The following is a 2,365-nucleotide window of genomic DNA, read 5'->3' on the forward strand; positions in this document are numbered from 1 at the left end:
CAACCGCAACACCGTCTTCATGACCTACAACCTCATGCACCTCGCGGCGATGCTGCGCGCCGCGGGCGGCGTCCCGGCGTACGGGAACCGACGCAGCGAGTGGGACGCCGGCCAGGCCCCCGACCAAACCAACCCCGAGCATCGGTAGCCCACGCCGCCGGGAAGGAGAACTCATGGCAACGCAGATCGGAGCACCGCAGGACTGGCCGCGGCTGCGGGTCGACGATTGGACCGACACCCGCGACACCCTGCACATGTGGACCCAGGTCGTGGGCAAGATCCGGCTCTCGCAGGCCCCTCTGCTCAACCACTGGTGGCAGGTCACCCTGTACGTCAGCCCTCGCGGGCTGACCACCGGCGCGGTCCCCTACCGCGGCGGGTCCTTCGACCTCGAGCTCGACTTCGTCGAGCACCGCCTCAGGGCGCGCAGTAGCGCGGGCGAGGAGCGGCTCGTCGGCCTGTCGTCACGCCCGGTCGCCGACTTCTACGGCGAGACCATCACGGCGCTCGAACAGCTGGGCATCGAGACGACGATCGACGCCCGGCCCAACGAGGTGGACCCGGCGATCCCGTTTGCCCACGACGACCAGCACGCGACCTACGACCCCGAGGCCGCCCACCTGTTCTGGCAGCAGCTGCTGCAGGCCGACCGCGGGCTCGGTGAGTTCCGTTCCCACTTCGTAGGCAAGGTCAGCCCGGTGCACTTCTTCTGGGGCGCCATGGACCTGGCGTGCACCCGGTTCTCCGGTCGGGACGCGCCCGAGCACCCCGGCGGTGCCCCCAACTGCGGCGACTGGGTGATGGTCGAGGGCTACTCCCGCGAGCTGAGCAGTGCCGGCTTCTGGCCAGGCGGGGGCGAGGAAGGCGCGTTCTACTCCTACGCCTACCCCGAGCCCGACGGCTTCCCCGACCACCCGGTGGCACCCGACGCGGCGTACTACAGCGTCGAGAACGGCCAGTTCCTTTTGCCGTACGAGGCGGTGGCGGAGGCCGACAACCCGGACCGGGCCTTGGCTCAGTTCCTGCACACCACCTACCTGGCCGCCGCCGACCTGGGCGGCTGGGACCGGAAACGCCTGGAGGACGACCCGGCCCGGTGGCCGCAGCACCGACCCGGGCAGAAGGACTGAGCATGTGCCAGCAGGCTATCGCCACGGCGGCGAGCTCATGCTCTGCGACATCATCGTCGCCATCGGACCCTCGACGAAGCGCGCGACCAGCCGTCTGGTGATGCGACTCGGTGATGTCCCAGATCATGTAACTGAAGGCGCTGGCGGTATCCCCGAGCACCTCCTCGGTCAGGCAATGGCCGTTGGCGAAGTGGACGCGGCGGCGCCCCACCCGAAGTCCGAAGAACCATCAAACGGAGGTTTCACGATGACCACTCAAAGACAGCGAGTCGCCATCATCACCGGCACGGGAAGCGCACAGGGAATCGGGTTCGCGGCAGCTCGTCTTCTCGGCGCCGGCGGAAGTCGTGTGGTTGTCACATCAACGACAGATCGTATCTTCGAGCGGGTCACAGAACTACGCGCCGCCGGTATCCGAGCGGAAGGGGTGGTCGCCGACCTCACTGATCAGACCGGTGTGGACGCCGTCGTCACGTGCGCGTCGGATTCGTTCGGCGGCGTGGACATCCTCGTCAACAACGCCGGGATGACTTCCGTGTCCGACTCGTATGCTTCGGGCGCGGTCGACGGGCTATCCCTCGACAACTGGCATGCCTCGCTCGATCGAAACCTGACCACGTCGTTCCTGATGATCCGCGCGGTGGCGGGCCTTATGCAGGCTGCCGGCTACGGCCGCATCGTCAACGTGTCATCGGTGTCGGGGCCCGTCGCCGCTTACGCCGGCGATGTTGCCTACCACGCGGCGAAGGCCGGCATTGTCGGACTGACGCGCGCGACGGCGATCGACACGGCCGCGGCGGGCATCACGGTGAACGCCGTCGCTCCGGGGTGGATCGACACTTCATCCGCCTCCGATCGCGAGCGGGCGATGGGCGCGGCCACACCCGTCGGCCGGTCCGGCACCGCGGATGAGGTAGCGTCCGCGATTGCGTTCCTCGCCGGTGAAGGCGCGTCGTACATCACGGGTCAGGTAATCACGGTCGACGGAGGGAACTCCATCAGCGAAGAGCGCGGGCGCTGAAACCCCAAGCGAAGCAGCCGCTCCGATTGGACGCGGCTGAGGCGTACTCCTTCGCCAACGCGTGACGACGCCCGGTGCCTGCGTACCACCTACCTGGCCGCCGCCGACCTGGGCGGCTGGGACCGGAAGCGTCTAGAGGAAACCCGGCCCGGTGGCCGCAGCACCTACCCGGACGACGGGCTTGAGCATCGTCGAGCTCACGTAGGCGGCTCAC

Annotated in this window: 2 protein-coding genes and 1 pseudogene; all 3 read left to right on the forward strand. The window is 68.3% G+C overall.

Translation table 11 applies throughout. The annotated features are described in order from the left end of the window. Positions 1–148: pseudogene (locus ELR45_RS43060) on the forward strand (flavodoxin family protein); the annotation flags it as partial. 25 nt (positions 149–173) lie between these two features. Next, positions 174–1,130, forward strand: a complete 957-nt coding sequence (locus tag ELR45_RS29055; RefSeq protein WP_129669419.1) for a DUF5996 family protein — start codon at positions 174–176, stop codon at positions 1,128–1,130. 247 nt (positions 1,131–1,377) lie between these two features. Continuing rightward, positions 1,378–2,151, forward strand: coding sequence for an SDR family NAD(P)-dependent oxidoreductase (locus tag ELR45_RS29060; protein ID WP_129669420.1), 774 nt, complete (start codon positions 1,378–1,380; stop codon positions 2,149–2,151). Positions 2,152–2,365: the final 214 nt, after the last annotated feature.

The organism is Phytoactinopolyspora endophytica, from assembly GCF_004138495.1.
In the GTDB taxonomy this organism is placed as follows: Bacteria; Actinomycetota; Actinomycetes; order Jiangellales; family Jiangellaceae; genus Phytoactinopolyspora; species Phytoactinopolyspora endophytica.